Source organism: Microcoleus sp. M2_D5 (genome assembly GCF_036701935.1).
Lineage (GTDB): Bacteria > Cyanobacteriota > Cyanobacteriia > Cyanobacteriales > Microcoleaceae > Microcoleus.
This window is the reverse complement of sequence record NZ_JAUBRP010000030.1, coordinates 21,924-40,701: the sequence shown is the minus strand read 5'-3', so window position 1 is coordinate 40,701 and position 18,778 is coordinate 21,924. Positions and strand designations below refer to the sequence as shown.

General features: G+C 46.6%; 16 protein-coding genes. 6 read left to right on the top strand and 10 right to left on the bottom strand.

Annotated elements, in window-relative coordinates; all coding sequences use genetic code 11:
- Positions 1–10: 10 nt before the first annotated feature.
- Positions 11–2,302 (top strand): TIGR03986 family type III CRISPR-associated RAMP protein, encoded by a 2,292-nt coding sequence (locus QUA50_RS14695; RefSeq protein ID WP_333264814.1) that lies wholly within the window; start codon positions 11–13, stop codon positions 2,300–2,302.
- Between the two features lie 112 nt (positions 2,303–2,414).
- Positions 2,415–3,614: a glycosyltransferase gene (locus QUA50_RS14690; protein ID WP_333264815.1), complete on the top strand. Its 1,200-nt coding sequence runs from the start codon at positions 2,415–2,417 to the stop codon at positions 3,612–3,614.
- Between the two features lie 157 nt (positions 3,615–3,771).
- On the opposite strand, the gene QUA50_RS14685 is transcribed toward QUA50_RS14690, so the two are convergent.
- The 4 genes from QUA50_RS14685 to QUA50_RS14670 form a co-directional block, all read right to left on the bottom strand.
- Positions 3,772–4,680 carry a MoxR family ATPase gene (locus tag QUA50_RS14685; RefSeq protein ID WP_333264816.1) on the bottom strand — a complete coding sequence of 303 codons (909 nt, stop codon included), beginning with the start codon at positions 4,678–4,680 and terminating at the stop codon, positions 3,772–3,774.
- A gap of 179 nt (positions 4,681–4,859) precedes the next feature.
- Positions 4,860–6,074: a bifunctional riboflavin kinase/FAD synthetase gene (locus QUA50_RS14680; protein ID WP_333264817.1), complete on the bottom strand. Its 1,215-nt coding sequence runs from the start codon at positions 6,072–6,074 to the stop codon at positions 4,860–4,862.
- 231 nt (positions 6,075–6,305) lie between these two features.
- Positions 6,306–7,208: an MBL fold metallo-hydrolase gene (locus tag QUA50_RS14675; protein WP_333264818.1), complete on the bottom strand. Its 903-nt coding sequence runs from the start codon at positions 7,206–7,208 to the stop codon at positions 6,306–6,308.
- Between the two features lie 352 nt (positions 7,209–7,560).
- Positions 7,561–7,830: a hypothetical protein gene (locus QUA50_RS14670; RefSeq protein ID WP_333264819.1), complete on the bottom strand. Its 270-nt coding sequence runs from the start codon at positions 7,828–7,830 to the stop codon at positions 7,561–7,563.
- 301 nt (positions 7,831–8,131) lie between these two features.
- Between QUA50_RS14670 and QUA50_RS14665 the strand changes: the two genes are divergently transcribed.
- Both QUA50_RS14665 and QUA50_RS14660 read left to right on the top strand, forming a co-directional pair.
- Complete coding sequence (locus tag QUA50_RS14665) at positions 8,132–9,130, top strand: hypothetical protein (protein WP_333264820.1); 999 nt, start codon at positions 8,132–8,134, stop codon at positions 9,128–9,130.
- Positions 9,131–9,177: 47 nt separating this feature from the next.
- Positions 9,178–10,371 carry an RNA-guided endonuclease TnpB family protein gene (locus tag QUA50_RS14660; protein ID WP_333264821.1) on the top strand — a complete coding sequence of 398 codons (1,194 nt, stop codon included), beginning with the start codon at positions 9,178–9,180 and terminating at the stop codon, positions 10,369–10,371.
- A gap of 19 nt (positions 10,372–10,390) precedes the next feature.
- On the opposite strand, the gene QUA50_RS14655 is transcribed toward QUA50_RS14660, so the two are convergent.
- Positions 10,391–11,005 (bottom strand): hypothetical protein, encoded by a 615-nt coding sequence (locus QUA50_RS14655; RefSeq protein WP_333260697.1) that lies wholly within the window; start codon positions 11,003–11,005, stop codon positions 10,391–10,393.
- Positions 11,006–11,534: 529 nt separating this feature from the next.
- On the opposite strand from QUA50_RS14655, the gene QUA50_RS14650 reads away from it, so the two are divergent.
- Entirely contained in the window at positions 11,535–12,440 is a 906-nt protein-coding gene (locus tag QUA50_RS14650) for an alpha/beta hydrolase (RefSeq protein WP_333233804.1), read from the top strand.
- Positions 12,441–12,565: 125 nt separating this feature from the next.
- Here the strand turns inward: QUA50_RS14650 and QUA50_RS14645 are convergent, their stop codons facing one another.
- Positions 12,566–13,090 (bottom strand): DUF4330 domain-containing protein, encoded by a 525-nt coding sequence (locus tag QUA50_RS14645; protein WP_333264823.1) that lies wholly within the window; start codon positions 13,088–13,090, stop codon positions 12,566–12,568.
- Positions 13,091–13,463: 373 nt separating this feature from the next.
- Here QUA50_RS14645 and QUA50_RS14640 point away from each other — a divergent pair, with 373 nt between their 5' ends.
- The gene (locus QUA50_RS14640) at positions 13,464–14,315 is read left to right on the top strand and encodes a M48 family metallopeptidase (RefSeq protein WP_333264824.1); all 852 of its coding nucleotides are present in this window, start codon (positions 13,464–13,466) and stop codon (positions 14,313–14,315) included.
- A gap of 316 nt (positions 14,316–14,631) precedes the next feature.
- Here the strand turns inward: QUA50_RS14640 and QUA50_RS14635 are convergent, their stop codons facing one another.
- The 4 genes from QUA50_RS14635 to QUA50_RS14620 all read right to left on the bottom strand — a co-directional run bounded on the left by QUA50_RS14635 (position 14,632) and on the right by QUA50_RS14620 (position 18,641).
- A complete protein-coding gene (locus tag QUA50_RS14635; protein WP_333264825.1) occupies positions 14,632–15,402 on the bottom strand; it encodes a metallophosphoesterase family protein in 771 nt (256 codons plus the stop codon).
- A gap of 329 nt (positions 15,403–15,731) precedes the next feature.
- A complete protein-coding gene (locus tag QUA50_RS14630; protein WP_333264826.1) occupies positions 15,732–16,478 on the bottom strand; it encodes a DUF1995 family protein in 747 nt (248 codons plus the stop codon).
- A 176-nt stretch (positions 16,479–16,654) separates the two neighbouring features.
- Positions 16,655–17,386 carry a cyclase family protein gene (locus QUA50_RS14625; RefSeq protein WP_333264827.1) on the bottom strand — a complete coding sequence of 244 codons (732 nt, stop codon included), beginning with the start codon at positions 17,384–17,386 and terminating at the stop codon, positions 16,655–16,657.
- Positions 17,387–17,576: 190 nt separating this feature from the next.
- Positions 17,577–18,641 (bottom strand): acyl-CoA dehydrogenase family protein, encoded by a 1,065-nt coding sequence (locus tag QUA50_RS14620; RefSeq protein WP_333264828.1) that lies wholly within the window; start codon positions 18,639–18,641, stop codon positions 17,577–17,579.
- Positions 18,642–18,778: the final 137 nt, after the last annotated feature.

Here is an 18,778-nt window from a genome sequence, read left to right as displayed (position 1 = left end):
AGGATTTAGTATGGCTCCGAAACATTTGAGACAAATCCCAGAAAATCGGCAGGCGATCGCCCCATACAATTTTATCGAACTACCAGATCGAGTTGTAGAAGTGACTGAAGATTATCTGCCCAACAGTAACTGTTACGAACCAAAACGTCACACGGGCAAAATATACTGTACTTTAACTACTTCATCACCTCTATACATTCGCTGCGGATTAACGACAGAAGAATTTAAACAGGAAACGGAAGCTAAAGATTTGCCCGACTTTTTCTATACCAATCCTACTGCGAAAGTCCAAAAGCCTGTAATTCCTGGTAGTAGCTTGCGCGGAATGCTAAGAACGCTTGTTGAAATTATTAGCTTTAGCAAGATAGAGCGAGTATCGGATCGGCAACATTTTTTCTTTCGGGCAGTTGCCACTACTGGAAATGATGATTCTTTAGCTCAAGCATACAAGCAACATATAAATCCTCAAAATGTCAAAGCGGGTTATCTCAAAAAAGAAGGCGATCGCTGGTTTGTTTGTCCTGCAAAATCTCTCAAAGGTGTTACATTTGCTTGGGTTAAAGAGGAAGATTTATCAACTGCTGATTTTCCTAAACTAATCAGGATGGATGAGCTTGGATATTTACCTCAGTACATCCCAGTTAGCTTTAGGGGTATCAATAAAAATAAGACTAACCGTTTTTTTGCAGAGGATGTTAGCCCGCCTCATACTCATCCAATGAATAACGGGATGTTAGTCACCAGCGGTAATATGAAACAAAGTGATGACTCATCTAAGAAAACGACCCGCCGCAATCATTGTATAGTATTTCAGCAGAGTCCAAGTCTGAAGAGATTAGAAATTGACCCGATTGCTATTCAGCATTACTGCGATGCGCTAACTGACTTTCAAAAGTTGAATCCGTTTGATAGTAATTTAGGTGTTTTACAAGATAGCAGACCTATCTTTTACTGTCAGCCACAAAATGGGCAAATTGTGAATTTATTTGGTCAAAGTCCTAATTTTCGCATTCCATATTCTCCTAAAAATGATGGAAAAGCTGCTTCAGCAGTAGATTTTATTCCTGACGGTTTAGGCAAGTCGGATAAAATAGACTTAGCTGATGCTATCTTTGGATTTATCAAAGATAAGCAACCTGGAGAAAAACAAGCAAAAACTCGTTCTGGGAGAGTATTCATCAGTGATGGGATTTGTGACAACGCTACCTCTGATATATGGTTAAGTAAAAACACAATCACACCCAAAATTCTCGCCAGTCCTAAACCAACTACTTTTCAACACTACTTAGTTCAAAGCAGTCATGCTAAAAATGCTTTGAAACACTATGCTAGTAAGCCCGAAGAAGATACTGCGCTCCGGGGACATAAACTTTACTGGCATCAAGGCTCATCTCCGGCAATTCAACATGACAAACCTGATGATGTCTCTGATACGCAAAAAACACAAATTCAGCCAATAAAGCCAGGAGTTGATTTTCAATTTACTATTTATTTTGAAAATTTGACAGATGTAGAACTTGGGGCTTTATTATGGGTGCTTGATATTGCTAAAAATGAAAAATATCGCCTGTCATTAGGCATGGGTAAACCCTTGGGAATGGGAGCGGTGAAGATTGAGTCTAAATTGTATCTCAGCAAGCGTAACATACGATACAGCGGATTATTCGACGGTCTTAAGTGGGCACTTGGCGAAGACTTTGAAGAGAACCCTGATTATCAAAGAGATTTTGAAAATTACGTGCAGGTAAATATTAGGCAAACTGGTAATTTCAGAGATATTGAACGGATTCAAATGCTGTTGGCGATGCTGAGTTGGCAAGATAGTCCTTCAGCAAATAAAACACGTTACATGGAAATTGAACGCCAACAACAACCATTGGACGGCGATCCGAACGAGTATAAAACTCGGCGCGTACTACCTACACCATTGCAGGTAATAGAGAAGCCCGGAGGCTCGCGCCCTGTGCGACGAGCTTCAACACCTCCCCCAAACCAGGAATCAGCCCGTATCACTACTTCACCTCCTGTCAAAATTCCTCAATCTGAGCAAGCCAATACATTCTATAAAGGTCAAATTGTAGAAGCTAAAGTTTTAGAAATTGTGACCAAAGTTATAGACAGTAAAAAAACTAAAACTACGATAGCCTATGAGGTAAATGGCTCAAAGCTTGGGAAGACAGAAGAAATTTATAAAAAGTCGGTTCCGTTCGCTCTTGGTGATGTTGTAAAACTCAGAATTACAGAGGTAAGAAATGACGTTATCAAAAAATATGAGCGTCTGGAACAGCACGATCGCGAGTAACGATCCCCGCCGATCGCCCCTACCGCACCCATCCCACCAAAAGCGATCGCCCTTCACTTCCCCATAAGGCTAAACTAATCTCAGCTTTCCCCTAAAAAATTCTCCCCGATTAATGAACATCGCCTATCTAGTCAACCAATACCCCAAAGTCAGCCACAGCTTCGTCCGCAGAGAACTCCTAGCAGTCGAAACCTGCGGTCTCAAAGTCGGGCGTTACTCCATCCGATCGTGCGAGTCCGAACTCGTAGACGGCGCAGACAAACAAGAACAAGAACTGACCAAAGTCATCCTCGGAGTTGGCGTACAGGGCTTAGCGTGGGGTTTGCTCCGCGCTGCCGCAACTAGACCAATTCGATTCCTCGAAGCTGTGCGGTTAATGTTCAAAGTTGGCTGGCACTCGGAACGGGGGATTTTGCTGCATCTAGCTTATTTAGCAGAAGCTTGCATTCTTTTAAATTGGTTTGCAGAATCCGGTACAGCGCACGTTCACGCTCACTTCGGGACAAATTCGACAACAGTCGCAATGCTGTGCCGGGTGCTGGGCGGCCCGACTTACAGTTTCACCGTTCACGGCCCTGAAGAATTTGATAAAGCCACACTTCTTTCCTTAGACGAAAAAATTAAACGATCGACCTTTGTAGCAGCAGTTAGTTCCTTCGGTAAAAGTCAGCTTTTTCGGTGGTGCGATCGCACTTTTTGGTCAAAAATTCACGTCATACACTGCGGCGTAGATGCTGCATTTTTAGCTGCACCCTACGTCCCCATACCCGCAGCACCCCGCTTAGCTTGCATTGGCCGGCTCAGCGAACAAAAAGGTCATTTGTTATTGCTAGAAGCGGCTAAATTGCTAGCAGTTCAAGGCCTAGAGTTTAAGTTGGTACTCGTAGGAGACGGGCCGCTGCGATCGGAGATTGAACAGCAGATTCAGCAACTCGGCTTGCAAAACCATATAGAAATTACCGGTTGGGCCAGCGGCGATCGAGTTCAGCAAGAGATTTTAGCTTCTCGCGCAATGGTATTGCCGAGTTTTGCTGAAGGTTTGCCCGTCGTAATTATGGAAGCCCTCGCTCTCCACCGGCCCGTAATTAGCACATATGTTGCTGGCATTCCGGAGCTCGTAGAACCCGGTGTTTGCGGTTGGTTAGTTCCTCCCGGTTCTGCAGAAGCATTAGCCGTAGCGATGCGCGCGGTATTGGAAGCACCTGTAGAAAAGCTAGAACAAATGGGGAAAACAGGAGCCGAAAGAGTTGCTCAACAACACAATGTTGATTTAGAGGCAAAGAAATTAGTGGCGCTGTTTGAGAGTGCTTGAGAATGGTGCAAAACCTATTGATTAACTGACAACTTGCACCATTATTAATAAGTGTTTCAATGGCGGGATCTCCTGCCCACCCCACAGGAAAATTAATTGTTTGTGGAACAGGCATCTTGCCTGTTCCTTTAATTAAAGCAACCTACTTACAAACTTTTTAAGGAATAGGAACAGAGCGCAATAACTTGTCAACAATCGTTTTAGCCCTCCTTCCCCCCGCCGGAATCAACCTGTGAGAAAGTACGTGCGGCGCCAAATCCTTCACATCATCCGGGGTAGCAAAATCCCGCCCCGAAATAAACGCCAAAGCCTGGGACGCCCGGTGCAAAGCCACCGCACCACGGGGACTCACCCCCAGAGTAATCTCCTCATCCTCCCGCGTCGATCGCACCAAATCTACAATATACTGTTTCAAAGAGCCTTCCACCTTCACAGCAGCGCACAAACGGCGCAATTCCTGCACTTCTTCCAAAGAAATACAAGGCTGCAAATCTTCAACAGCAAAACTATCAGAAAGCCGTTCCAACATTTGCAACTCTTCCAAAGCAGCGGGATAGCCCAAAGTCAAAGACAAAGTAAACCGATCCATCTGCGCTTCCGGCAGCGGAAAAGTGCCTTGATATTCGATCGGGTTCTGAGTCGCAATCACAAAAAACGGCGCCGGAACATTCCGAGACACTCCATCTACTGTCACCTGCTTTTCTTCCATCACTTCCAGCAAAGCTGACTGAGTTCGCGGCGTCGCCCGATTGATTTCATCAGCAAGCAAAACATTAGCAAAAACTGGGCCCGGCAAAAACTCAAACTCTCCGCTGCGCGGATTCCAAATATTAGTACCGGTGACATCCGTCGGTAACAAATCGGGAGTGCACTGAATCCGCTGAAACTTCCCATCGATCGATCGCGCCAAAGACTTCGCCAGCAGCGTTTTTCCCACACCCGGCACGTCTTCCAGCAGCGCGTGTCCGCCCGAAAGCACGGCTACCAGCACCAAGCGAATAGCATCCGCTTTGCCGACCATAGTTTTGCCGAGATTTTGTTTGAGCCGCTCAATATGTTGTCTCATATCCCTGATTTCTAATTGTTAATTGCGAATTGCTAATTGCTAATTGTTGAAAAGATATCAAGATTGCCAAATTCTTGAGTCTTTGCCTTGCGGACTTCGTATTTCTACAACTAGAATTTAGTCTGACTCCGAAGAGCACCATTTTTAAAAGCGATCGCCTGTTCTAGATCGCAGAATTATTAGACTTTAGCAGCTAATACGCTTCTAGCAATATCGCAATCTGCCTCAATTTGAGTTTTGAGATCATCCAGAGAAGCGAATTTTTGTTCTGGTCGCAAAAACTCAACCAAACTCGCGCTCAAGGTTTGACCGTACAAATCCCCAGACCAATCTAACAGGTGAACTTCCACAGTGGGTTGCAGGCCGTCTACTGTCGGGCGACAGCCAACATTCATCACCCCATTGACAAAAGATAAATTTGATGCTGTGCCGGAGATTAGAGATTTGGGATTTTCCCGCCGATAGGAAGAACTTTCCTCTTTCATCTTTTCCCATCCATGCTTCACCGAGACTCGCACCGCATACACGCCAAAACGCGGCAAAAATTTTTCCGGCGGCAGTTCGATATTAGCAGTAGGAAATCCGATCGTCCTGCCCAGCCGCTGTCCGCCCACCACAGTCCCGACTAAACTGTAAGGTCGCCCCAGCAACTGATTCGCTCTTGTGAGGTCGCCGGATGCCATACCTTCGCGGATTGCAGAACTGCTGATCCGATCGCCCTCACCGCAATTGTGCAGCGGTACAAGACCAACATCAATACCGTAACCAGAGGCGATCGACTTTAGATCGGCTGCCGTCCCAGCGCGTCCCCGTCCAAACCGAAAATCAACCCCCACACTTATTCGACTCGCTTTTAGTTGTCGCACCAAAATTTCCTCGACAAACTCAATAGCCGTCAAAGCCGCCAATTCTCGATCGAACGGCAGCAGCACAAGTTGCTCGACGCCCATTGCTGCTAGCAATTCTACCTTTTCTGCCAGAGGCGTCAGCAGTTTTTTCGGTTGACCCGTAAAGAATTCTTGCGGGTGCGGATCGAATGTGACCACAGTGCTGTAAAGCCGATCGACCAAATCAGAATCGCCACCAGAGAGGCTGTTGCCATCAGCCCTGGGGCCTATCAAACCATCATAATTACGGCCGCTGCCGGCTCGATCGGGCGGTGCTGCTGAGTCATTTTCGCAGGTCGCCGGATGTTCTGTTTCCCAATTTTGCTTTTTGCCAGCGTTGGAGAGCAAGTTTTGCCCCGACGCAATCACCGTCGCAGAATTTTGGCCGGGCGATCGATTTAAAATTGGCTGCACGACTTGTCGATGCCCTAGGTGCAAACCGTCAAAGTTTCCCAAGGCAACAGAAGTTGGAGTCAGAGCAGCGATACAAGAAGAAGTTACCCACACGCTTAAAATTTTGACATACTTAGTGCGATCGCCAGTCGATTTTAGATTTTAGATTTTAGATTTTAGATTTTACTCCACAGATTAATCTGGAAAGTTGAACTTTGGTAAGCAAGTTTTTGGTTTTCCACGACAGGAGTACGTGGCACGGTATCCGCCTTGGAGGTCAGCCCTAAGTTAAATTTGAGATTTCCCACCTCAAGATTTCAGAACCATCGGGCAATCTCACATCCATCAGACAGGCACTTGAGGCCCTTGCACCGACACTTCAGACAAATCGTTATCAGGAGGCAGCAATTGTAACGACAAACCTTCCCGCGCCATCAAACTGTTCGGGAATCTTTGAGCCACTTGTTCTCCCACCTTGTCTAAAAACTCGTCATTGTGCAGCGGGTCGTGGTGAAAAATCACCAACTTTTTGACATTAGCAGCCTTTGCCACCTTCACCGCTTCCTGCCAAGTCGAATGTCCCCAGCCGACCTTGCTGCTTTTCTCCGCATAATACTCCTCATCGGTATAAGTAGCGTCGTAAATCAGCACCTCAGCATCCTGAGCCAAATACACCACATTTTCGTCTAAACGATCGGGAAAATGCTCGGTATCAGTCACGTAAGCAGCCGCATACCCCCGCCAGTTTACGCGGTAGCCTATAGCTTCGCCCGGATGGTTCAGCAAAGCAGTTTCCACCTTAATCTCTCCGAGTTCCAGCGGTTTGCCCACTTCTATATCGTTAAATTTCAGGTCTGCCCCCATAATTTGCAGGGGTACCGGAAAATTGGGGTGCAGCATCTGGTCGTGGAGGCGCTGCTGGATAGTAGCCTTATTAGGAGCAATAGCCCCATAGATGTGAAAGCAGTTGCCAGGAATAAAAGCTGGGACAAAAAATGGGAATCCTTGAATGTGATCCCAGTGAGAGTGAGTAAAAAACATATGAGCTTTTACGGGCATCTGGGACAGGAGAGTTTGTCCCAAAACCCGCAATCCAGTACCGCCATCGAAAATTAGGCGACTCTCACCCACTCGCATTTCTACACAGGGCGTGTTGCCCCCGTAACGTACTGTTTCTGCTCCGGGAGACGCTATGCTACCTCTAACGCCCCAGAAGTGAACCGTGAATTGGTTGTGCATACTAGACATGGGTTTTCTTGCAAGATTGTTCCGGCGAGTTATCAGTAAGGTGTTTACATATTACTAAGGGCTTGTGCGATCAAACCCAAGTTCTTTGACCGTCGAGTTCCCCACTTGTTGGAAGTGCCAAGAGTCCCGCCGATGGCGAGAATGCAAAACTGTTGGGCTTGACAACTGAGCAATAAATTACAAGCTAGACTAATGAAGTCTCGATCGTAACTATTCTTTTCGTCTCTTCACTAGCCTAACCTCCACAGACACACTTTGGGGCATCAGTTCTGTCTGACTTTGGTCAAAAGCCGCTGTTTTTCCAGCCTCCGCAATTGCCGAACACGATCTGTGGGTTGTTTGCCTTGCTGCTTTACCGGTTGGAACCCGGATGATGGGCTTCCTCAACTGAGTCAAGCTCCCATTGATTCAAAAATCTTAGCAGTTTAGGAATGCTCCTGCTAATTATCCAACAATACTGTCTGTGTCTGGATTCTCTGCCCGCCCGGAGGCTGCGGTTCGTCCCGCTAGCGGTCAAGCTGAACCCAGCTTCATCTGACACCGGGGTAGCAGCGAGAGTCCGGGGCTGCGGGCAAAAGGCTAAATTTTCGCCGTGCATTTCTGGGCGGACGAATTGAATCACTCAAAATTCCCCTATTTTCGGAAATTAAAAAATTTCGATTTTTTGCCATCATGCCAACTCCGATCGCCCTTGGGCCTCAACAGTGATTCAGAAATATTCGCTGTTAACCTATCGTGATTTTCTCAACAATCTTCAATTGCTCTATTTTTGGTAAGGATTTCTCGGAATTCGGCGCCTTTGCGGTACTCGCCACGGGTTTGAATTTCCGGTATCATAGAAGCTTAGAGTCTTATTTGCCGAGAATCTAAATCAGTGCTAAAAAAGCCTGGATAACTTTAAGTTATTTTTCAAAAAAGTCAGTATGAATCAAGTTAAAAAAACTACAACCAAGCTGAATAGATCGCCGGTGAAACTGTCCGATCGCACTTTGGAACTCGGTAATCCCCCCTTGAGCGACCTGTCTTTAGAAATAACTGATGGTCAAGCTTTGAGAAACTTGAGTTCGGACGATCGCCCGCCGGCAACCCCAACAGCCACAGGCCAGACTGCCGAAACAAGACGCCGGAGGGTAGATGGCAAGACCTCCTGGGCCCGATCGCCTGTGGTTTCTACTGCGTTTCTCAAATGGCTGCTAGAGAGTTTGACTCGATCGAAAGGTTGGCTGGCAGTTGTCACCCTGGCAGCAGTTTGGGGGTGGTGGAACAGTGAATTACTGTTTTCCACGGGCCTGGGGATAGCAGCGATGATGCTGGTTTACCGAGGGCAGTCGTGGGACTGGCAATTGCTGCGAGCAAAAGGCGAGGAATTTTGGGAGGGGCCGAACCGCCGATTCGTTTTAGCCGTGGGTACGGGCGGGATTGCTACCTTGGGCGCTTACATGAGTTTGGCGATTTGGGCGGACTCAGAGAGCCACTGGATGGCTTTGAGCCTAATTTTGCAGAATTTGGGTACGATCGCAATTGCAGGACTGTTGCTGTGGCAAGGGTTGAGTCTGGGGGCCACAAAAGATGAAGTGGCGCTCGATCGCATCTTGGCGGATTTGACTGATGCTGACCCCGTGAAGCGTTTGATTGCTGTGCGGCAAATGACCGATTTGGTGAATCAGGGTGGGTTTGGCCCTGTGAGCTCTGTCAAAAGTTCGCTCGCCCGTTCCCGCGCTGCCGAGTGCTTTCGCCTGATGCTGAGTCGGGAACCAGAAGCTTTAGTCCGCAATGCCCTTCTCGAAGGTTTGCAGACTTGGGACGCTACTTATGGCATGGCTTTAACTAATGCGAATGGGAAGTCCCGCGCTCTACCGAAGGTGAGCGTCGGGATGAAAGCTCGCGGTGAAAATAAATTGAGCGACAGCGAATCAATATAGTTTTTGTGTGCTAGGCTCATCTTATCGGTATTCTGCAATCTTGATAAATGTATAAAGCCTACAAGTACAGAATCTATCCCACAAGTGAGCAAGAAACCTTGCTTGCAAAGTCTTTTGGTTGTGCGAGATGGTTTTGGAACTATGCTTTAAATCTATGTCAAGAAACTTACAAAAATACTGGCAAAGGACTATCTAGGGCATACATACAAGGCTTGCTCCCTCCACTCAAAAAAGAATACGAATGGCTAAAAGAACCCTATTCTCAATGCTTGCAGGTGGTGGCATTGAATCTATCTACTGCCTACAAAAACTTCTTTGACAAGAGGGCGATGCTGCCCAAATTCAAGTCAAAGCACGGCAGGCAGTCGATCGGCTACCCTCAAAATGTCAAATTCGACGGTGACTATATCAACCTACCTAAGATTGGTTTAGTTTTCTGTCGGCGACATCGTGATTTTGAGGGCGACATCAAGACCGTTACCGTGTCTCGCAACCCGGACGGCAAACATTTTATTTCTGTTTTGATTGACGATGGGAAAGAAAAGCCTGAGTTAGTCCCAGCAGATAAAGCTATTGGCATTGATGTAGGGTTAACTCATTTTGCGATCGCCAGTGATGGTTCTAAGTTTGGCAATCCCAAACATTTTATCAAGCGTCAACGCAACCTAAAACGTAAGCAGCAAAAGCTTTATCGCAAAAAGAAAGGTAGTCAAAACCGAAAAAAGGCAAGACTGGTAGTGGCAAAAGTTCACTCCAAAATTGCTAGATGCCGTGAAGATTTTATACAGAAGCTATCCCGCAAGATAGTTAACGAAAACCAAGTTATTGCAGTGGAAAATCTCAATATCAAAGGCATGGTCAAGAATCATAATTTAGCTTCATCAATTAGTGATGTTGGCTGGGGTATGTTCTGCACGATGCTTAAGTACAAGTCCGAGAGTGAAGGAAAACAATATGTCGAGATTGATCGATGGTTTCCTAGCTCTAAGACTTGCCATGTATGCCTAAATCGAGTTGATAATCTCACTCTTGATGTTAGAGCATGGAGTTGTCAGCGTTGTGGTACTCACCATGACCGTGATGTAAACGCAGCAATCAATATTAGAAATGAAGCCTTGCGGATTTTGGCGTTAGGAACTAGCGCTTCTGCCTGTGGAGAGGATGTAAGTCGATCTGGTAAAACTTCGGTTTTATTGGACGCTATCCCCGTTGAATCAGGAAGCCAGCGCTGTACCCCTTAAGTGGTCAGCGTCTGGTAGTTCACAATCCAAACATCAAGTCATCGACTATTAGCTGACCGTCAAAAGCGTAAAAAGTAATTTTATGAATATTCGGAGCTTTTACGCGCAGGGGAGTCCTAGGGTCGATCGGAGAATTAGACCCCACCAGATTGGGCGCGGGCATTTCATCCTGAACTATTGGGTTGCCGTCAATGTCACACGCAGATAAAACAGTTCGCCGCGAACTGGTGACAAGTCCTGACACCCAGCGAACTGGATACTTAAAAGTTACTTCTATCAGTCCGCTTTTGGGGGCCCCCATTAACACTGTTGCCCCAGAACCTGTGAAAAATGCTGGGTTTGAAGGTTGGATGGCGACGGCATTGCTAAAAGTCACCCCCCAATGTGCAAACTGGTGTTCTACTACTTCAAAGCATTTCAAGTCTTCTAAAGCTACCCGGACGATCGCAGGTACCGTGGCGCGCGATCGCACCTCTGACCCTGCGCCCGAGCGTTCTGGAGTGGCGACAACAGACTTTTTGCCGTTTAAATCCATGCTTCGACAGGCTGTGTCAAACTCTGCCAACCCGTCTGATTGAAGACTTTTCGCATCAACCATAAAACCCTCGCGATCCCTTTTTCTGAGCAGTTGCATTTTAGTAGACCTCCCTGAGATTAGTTATTTCTTGTGTTTTGGAATTGATAACGGCGAGGCCCGTGATTGCCAAACCTGGAATTAGGAATCGAAACCCCATCGCCCGCCCTCCAACAAAGACTTTCGACCTCAAAAGCCACTGCTCCGCAAAATATCGTGATTAATGATTTGTGATTGGCGAGCCTCCGCCAACCTCCCGCCTGCCTGAAAGCGAGTTCTAATACTCCTCCTTTCCGAGCGCCTGCTTTCGGGGTTGGCGAACAGACTCTATTTTGTTGAGGGGTCTTACCCATCATTTTGCTATTATCTCCGATCGGCGGTAGTTTGCAAGGGTAAGGATAACTACACAGCCGAATTGCCCAAATCGCAAAACTTACTTGCTGTGTGTAGTTTCAGGCTTCACCTGTACTAAAATAGATTTGAATCATTACTCAATCTTTACAAAAACGCCACCAGCTTTGCAAGTTTTTTAAACAAAGACGGGGCGACCCAAAAGAATCTAAAATATAACAGCGATTAAGGTTAGTTTATGCTTGTACCCCTCGGCTTCGGTCAGCGATCGATAGTTACTTCTCTCGGCAGAATGGTTTACTACACTGCTGAAAAAATGCCTTGGATGGGGTTGCCGACCTCAACTTCGGAAAATAAGCCGAACTTAGTATTTTTTCACGGTTTTGGCGGCGGGTCGAGTGCCTACGAATGGTCAAAAGTTTATCCGGCTTTTGCCGCAGAATATCGAATTTTAGCACCGGATTTAATCGGTTGGGGGCGATCGGAACATCCGGCAAGAAATTATCAGGTGGAAGATTATATCACAACTTTGATCGAATTTCTCGAAAAAACTTGCGGCAGTCCGACAGAGGTGATTGCTTCTTCGCTAACAGGGGCGATCGCGATTCGAGCTGCGATCGCACGGCCGGATCTCTTCAAATCCCTAATTTTGACCATACCCAGCGGTTTGTCGGACTTCGGACAAGACTACGGCAGCAGTTTCTTCGCTAAGCTAGTCAACACGCCGATTTTAGATCGCTTGCTCTACAGTACCGGAATCGCCACAGACGGCGGCATCCGTAACTTCCTAGAACAGCGCCAATTTGCAGATTCGCGTCGCGTTTACCAAGAAATTGTTGATGCTTACCTCCAATCTGCTTTGGAACCAAATGCAGAATATGCAGCCCTGTCTTTTGTGCGGGGAGATTTGTGCTTTGACTTGTCGCTGTACATCACTCAGCTAACAACGCCGACAGCGATTATTTGGGGAGAAAAATCGCAGTTTACCGGGCCCGATATCGGCCAGCGGTTGGCAAACCTCAACCCCGAAGCAATCAAAGTTTTTCAACCTCTGGAAAACGTAGGTTTGACTCCGCAGTTAGAAATTCCCGCTGTCACGATTGGCTTAATTAGGCAATACTTAAAATTGCTTTCGGAAGGGTAAAGAAGTTCGGCCACGGATTTTTTAACGAATTTTGTAACGGATGTAACGGATGTAAAGGATAGAAGGAAGAAGGAATATGAATTCCCTCTTCCCATTAGCAATGACTACTGACTACTGACTACTAATTATTCTTTTACTCGCACGTCGATAACGCTGGCGTTGAAAATGTACTTGTTGCCTTCAAGCTCTAGCGTAGTGCCAATTTTGACTTTCGTATTACCTAAAACCGGGCCATTTTCAGTAAGTTGACCTTTTCCCTCTAAGGTAAACATCATATTTTTGCTGAAAGCTTCTTCTTCTCTGGGATCGGGGAGAGCTTTCAGAGTGCCGTTGGGCTGAGGAACTGCTAGGGTTCTGGTGAGAGTTTTGGCAGATTTGATGGTAATCTGACCGGAGGGTTGATTGCGGATCACCACATTGATTTTATCACCTGGTTTGAACAAATCTTGAACGTTTGTTCCTTTGAGACCGATCGCAATTGCATCAATTTCTACAGGTTTGACACTGGTGCCGACTTGGGCGACGGAACCCCCAGAAGTGCCGGGAAAGAAGAAGATTCCGACTGCAACTAGCAGTACGATTAGAGCGGCACCTACGTCTAGGATGCTGAGTTTGCCGAACAGCCGGCCTTGAGAATCCAAAATTTTCATAAATCGCCTATTATACTGATAGCGACAGGAGTATGTTTACAAGCTCAGGACTTACGCAGACATCGATGAAAAACAGATGCTGCTATTGCTGAGCTACCGCTGCCAATGACATACTTTATTGATGCGTAAGTCCTGAAGCTAAAAGATATTACCACAACGATCGCCCAAAATCCGCATGACTTGGGCACTTAACCCAGAAGGCAGTTGACGGCGGTTGGTTAGCCGACAGGTCTATCGCCCAGAAGCTGGTGGCGCGGTTAAAAATTGACAAAAAGCTAGAATAGCAACTAAGCAGCCTCAAATTGCGTCTGCCTATTTAGTGACTTTTCGAGTTTTTCCTACAATTTTATCTAACTTCTGGCACGTATCACTCATGTTAAAAAGTTTTTGGTTGACTTGCCGGCGTACTTGTGGCCGGGGGATTTATCTGTTTATGTCCCTGATTGTGGCTGCGGGTATCTGGGTGGTTTCCCCGGAACCGACTCAAGCATTTTCTTTGCCTGAACTAATTTTTCGAGGGATTCAAGTTATTCAATTGTCGAATATGTCCGATCGCCAAGAGGTGACTATTGGCAGACAAATTAATCAGCAGTTGACCAGGAGCCAGTTTAAGATTGACCGCGATCGGGACACTACAGAATATATTAACCGTATCGGTCAACGACTCGCTCAAGAAAGCACTCGCCCCAATATTCCTTATACTTTTCAAGTGATTGACGACGAGGATATTAATGCTTTTGCAACTATGGGCGGTTTTGTTTATGTGAATAAAGGTTTGATGACAGCGGCGGACAATGAGGCAGAATTGGCAAGTGTGATCGCCCACGAAATCGCTCACATTAATGCTCGCCACGCGATTCAACAAATGCGTCAAATGGCCATCGCTTCAGGTGTAGCTTCGGCGACTGGGCTCGATCGATCTCAGGCGGTTCAGATTGGCGTGGAATTGGCTTTGCGCCGTCCCCACAGTCGCCAAGCTGAGTATGAAGCCGATCAGTTGGGATTGCAAACTATGGGGCGAGCGGGCTACGCTCAATCTGGGATGGTTGATTTTATGAAAAAGTTGCTCAACAAGCCTTCTCCTCCTAGCATTTTGAGCACTCACCCGGCAACTGGCGATCGGATTGCTGCTATTTCGCAGGCTATAGATCCGGATCTTGCTAGCGGTGAAGGTTTGAATAATGAGGATTACAGGCTAGAAATCCGCAGGCTTTTGGGTTCGTAGAAATTCTCAATCTGTCAGGGGCTCTATTGTTTTCTCTTCTATTTTCTTCTCTTTTCTTACTTCGCGCTCCTCGCGTCTTCGCGGTTCGTTAAAAAATAAATCCAGTTATATCATGTCCCATGGATTAACCATAATAGCCCGGTAGGGGCGGGTTTTTGAGATTGGAGATTGTTGGCACGTATTCTTGGTGAACCCGCCCCTACAAAAATCGCGGTTCCTCCACCGGACATGATATTACTAGGGTACGTCAGAAGCAGGTTAATTTCGATTTAATCGATCAAACTTAAACTGACGCAGCCTACAAAGAAAACTTGATTTAGCACTGCTGTTGAACAATAGAATCGATCGCAGCTTGGGGGGGTGGAATCGGCTGCGGCTTCAATTGCCTGACAACTTCGTCAAAGGGCAAAATTCGGACTTGATTGTTAAATACATTTACTTGGTAAACTCTGCGGTAGCTGAGGTCAAATCCTGTCAGCCAGCCGCTTTTGGGATGATAAGCACCCGTGTCAATATCCAACCACCCTTCGCCCCTGACTAATTCGCCCGGTCTGACCCCATGAAAGGTAAAGGTGATCGTGTGACCGGTGATAATTAATTTATTGGGAAAATAGGGTTTCGACATGGTGTGAAATTCCCTGCGAATCCAACACAGTTGTTCGATCGACTGTTCATCGACCGACAGATGGGGGTCAACGCCGGCGTGAACCAGCCAGATGTCCCCTAAGTCCAGGTGCGTGGGGAGCGATCGCAGCCACTCTAAGTGTTTGTAGGGCATCATCCCTGTCTCTCTGTAGCTCGCTACTGTCGCATCGCCGCCGCTGTAGAGCCAAGATTGCCACGCTCGCATATCCATCGGCGTTCCCGACAAAGCCTCCAGCATCAGTTGTTCGTGGTTGCCCAACAGAGTGTGGTAGGGGCTTTGCTGCACAAAATCTAATACCTGAGCGCTTTTGGGGCCCCGATCGATTAAGTCTCCCAAAAAATAGACGCGATCGTCCAAGCCGGGGGCAAGTGCCTCTAGCAGGGTCATTAACCCGTCGTAATGCCCGTGTACGTCCCCGATAACAATGCGCCGGTGCTCCATTGTGTTTATCCGCTTCCCTGACTCAAAACCCCCATCTCCAGCTTATAGCATCTGATTTTGCTGCTATTTGCCTCCCCTCTTGTACGGTGGAGGGGTGTCACCCATTATACTGCTTTGTATAAATGTCGTGTAAAGCTCGCCAGTATCTGTTTGCGTAGCTACTGATAGAAACACAGGCAAGCTGTTAATTGTGCTTCTGCAACTGCTGTTACTGAGGCAAAGCTTTGAGTTATTTCACACTTTAGGGTGCATCAGCGATTAGCCGACGGATTAAGTCGAAAATAATCCTAGCTGACACACCGTAAAATACGATCGAGCTTTAACGATTGTCACTGAGTCAAAGCTTTGAGGAATGTCTGGAGTTCTGCCAAAAAACCTTTCTTTTTTAGGGGTTTTGCAGGTGCGGTGGAGTCAGGATCGGCGCTTGGGAGAGAACCGGCTAAAATCCGCTCTAAATCGTCTCCCACAGGTTTTTGGGCGGTTTCAGAAATTAGTTCGTATTCGTCGTTTGTTTCCAGCCACACTTGCCACGATTGGGGGTAACAGCGGAATAAAGCAGCAGTGTCTAGGGGTCTGATGTAGTAGCAGGATTCAATTTTGCTGAGGAATCGATCGCGCAATTGGCGGCCCGCATAGCCTATACCTATGGTGGCAACATCTTCCAGACGCGGGTTGAGTAGAATTACGGGGCGACCGGCCGCAGCTATATAAATTTTTTCAACTTGGGCAACTTCTACGGCGGCTGGATCGATCAAAATGAAAAGTTGATCTTCCGGTGATATTTTATCTTCAACAGGGGTGCGACTGCTACCCAAATCAGTGACTTTAAACGGTGTTTCTCCCCAGTCGCGGCGCGCGAGGGCTGCCGCACCGGTGTCGGGAAAAAAGACTTTTACTCCGGGATAAATTTCCTCAAATTCTGGGAGAAATTGTAGGGTGATAGACTGTGCTTGCAGGGCGATTTCTGGAAATACTAATTCGACTTGCAGTAGAGTTTTGCCGTCCGAGAGGGCAGCGGCGGTGGCAATGCGGGATTGGGCGATCGCCTCGTTGAGATCCTTGGGCAGTTCTGTCATTAATTTAATTGTTTTTACTCGACTTCTCTCAATCTAATTTTACCTGAGATATTGCACCATTCTCAATTACCTATTTAGGAACAGGCAAGATGCCTGTTCCACAAAGAGTTAATTTTCTTGTGGAACAGGCATCTTGCCTGTTCTTGAGCATAATGCAAAATGTAAATTTTACCGCCTCAAGCAACAAAAGCTAACACCGACACGGGCGAACCGGAACCTCCCAAAAGGCGCAATATTCCGATAACTAAAGTGATTTCAGCCGCAGGTAATAAGTCGAGATTTGCTAGATTTTCCAGCACAATTCGCTGCTTTTCCAATACCAATTTGTTAACCGCAAAACTTTCATCTTGCCCGGTATCGACTCCGTGAGTGTCGGTTCCAATTCCCGCGATAGAGCGTTCTTCTAGCAAAAATTGAGTGGCTGCTTTGCCAAATCCGGGAAAGTGGCAAATCCCGCGATCGTCTCGGTTGAAAAATGCTCGCGCGTCATCCCATTTTTCTTGCCATCCAGTATACAATAAAACTATATTTCCCGGTTCTATAAGTTTGTGCTGCCGTTCCCAAGTCAATATATCATCAATTGTTAAAGTGTAGTCGGGATTGGCAAGGCTTTGCTCTCGGATGTCGATCGCAATTGCCTGCACAACGAGCGACTGCGGGGAATAATTATCAATGCTGGCGCCTCCTGCATAAAAGCTGTTGGGTGCGTTGATGTGAGTGCCGCTGTGTTCTCCGATTGATAATTTTCGCAGGAAATACCCGTCTGTTTCTATTTGAGAGACAGTGGCAATTTCTGTGGCTGGATCTCCGGGCCAGATGGGAATATTTGGGTGAATTGCATGGGTTAAGTCTACAATTTGGCTGTAGGCGATCGTTTTGAGATTATTTAAGTCTAATTGGTTTGTCATATCGTTGGCGATTGTTTTTGAAGTATTTAACCGCAGAGGGCGCAGAGGGCGCGGAGTTAGAGAAGAGAGGGATGGATGATTCGGATACGAATGGATTTGATATCATTAGGTAAAGTAGATTGATTATTTATTAAAGCTGGTTGATTTTTTGACCGTCTGCACTCTCAATCTAAAATCTAAAATCTAAAATCTAAAATTCGATTAGTCGATCGAGCGTTGCTTCCATCACATCCTTTGTTTGCCCGGAAACAGTATACACCAAAGCTTCTCGATAAACTCTGCCGGCGGGGTGTAGCACACCGTTAGCAGCGCCGCTAGAAACTGCAACCGCAGCGTGCCCGCAACGCACCGCTAAGTCAATGGCTCGAGCTCGCAGCGCTAATTGTTCTGTTTTGGAGCTATGTTGAGATTGTGGGAAATTCTGTTTTAGCCGATCGAGCTTTTGCTCTAGTTTTTGGCAAGCCGCCGCTATAAAAGGTGAATTCTTAGCAGCCGCCGCTGCTGCAATTACATCCAATCCCGCTCGAATACAGCCAAAAGTAGCCGGAACAAAATTCAGTATATTTTTGCTGTCGTTTTCCGCAATCCAGCCGACAGGTTTAACTGAAATTATTTCCGATTCATGCAGCAACCAATTATCGAGAGTTGCTGTCACAGTATTAGTCGAGTTCATGGCGATTAACTGCATGATTTCGCTACAAGCTATTTTACCCGATTCGCGTTCAATATTGGCAAAAGGTACTAAACCGAAAACAGCGCGTTCGTCAGGAAGTACCGCCGCTACAATAAACTTTTGAAACAAGCCAAAACCTGTTACCCAAGGAACTTTTCCTGACAGTAAATAGCCCGCTTTTGTGGGAGTTGCGGTGACGGCAGGATTGCCCGATCGCCTCAAATGCGAAAACCCAATACCCAAGCGTAACTCTTTTTGGGCGATCGCCCGCAAGTATCTGCTTTTTAGCATTTCATTGTCGCTGTTGGCAAGCATCGCAGTTGCGCTGTGGTGCTGAGTTTGCAGGAAAGACAAAGCGCCGGAATATCGAGCCGTCAATTCCTGATATTGGTAAAAAATCGGGAGTGCAATTTCGGCGCCGCCCCATTTTTGGGGAACTCGCAATGCTAAGAGCGATCGATCTTCCAATCCCGCAACTGCTGTTTTTAGCGCTTCCGAGTCGCTGTCGATACTTTCCGCGTGGGGTGAAACGCACTTTTGCAGGTAAGTTTCTGTGCTGTTGAGAATAGCTTGGGAATCCATTTTATATGATTATTATATAGTTTTTTTTCTCTAAATTATTGTAAACCAACCTAACACTCTGCCCCCAAACTAACTTCTTTCCTCACATTTTGCACCATTATCTAGAACAGGCAAGATGCCTGTTCCACAACCAATAA